This is a genomic window from Streptomyces sp. NRRL S-455 (assembly GCF_000717875.1).
In the GTDB taxonomy this organism is placed as follows: Bacteria; Actinomycetota; Actinomycetes; order Streptomycetales; family Streptomycetaceae; genus Streptomyces.
This window is the reverse complement of record NZ_JOCT01000075.1, coordinates 1-458: the sequence shown is the minus strand read 5'-3', so window position 1 is coordinate 458 and position 458 is coordinate 1. Positions and strand designations below refer to the sequence as shown.

1 protein-coding gene is annotated in these 458 nt (G+C 62.7%); it reads right to left on the bottom strand.

Annotation, left to right across the window (positions count from 1 at the left end):
* On the bottom strand, window positions 1–347 hold a 347-nt coding region (locus IE97_RS41220), incomplete at its 3' end, for a helix-turn-helix domain-containing protein (protein ID WP_158708396.1).
* Window positions 348–458: the final 111 nt, after the last annotated feature.

The window sequence follows — 458 nt, the reverse complement described above, 5'->3', positions numbered from 1 at the left end:
CTGGGAATCACTCCCACCTCGAAAAACTTGATCTCCACCGCTCGGCCTTCGAGTCTCACGTACTCGGGAAAGCCCTGGAGAAGTACGCCGTGCCGCAGATCCCGCCACGCGCGTTCGAACGAGTCGTCGGTTCCCTCCAGTCCTAACGCAGTGTCAGTGGCGAGCGAAAACCTGCGGGTCGGCGGTTTGTGGCCGGTTTCCACGCCCGAGACATGGCGTCCCGAGTACCCGATGCGTACGCCGAACTCGTCCTGATTCCAGCCGCGCGCCTCGCGTGAGCTGCGCAAACGCGCGCCGAACGCCGCTGCCGGGCCCGCGTCCGGGTTCAACTCCTTGCGGTTTACCAACACTTCCTCCGCATCCAGAACGTTGAAGCACCCCTGACTCTAGGTCAATGCTGAGCCTCTAGGTAGTGGAACGACTACGGAGAGGAACGGTCATGCCCGTCGAGCGTGAAC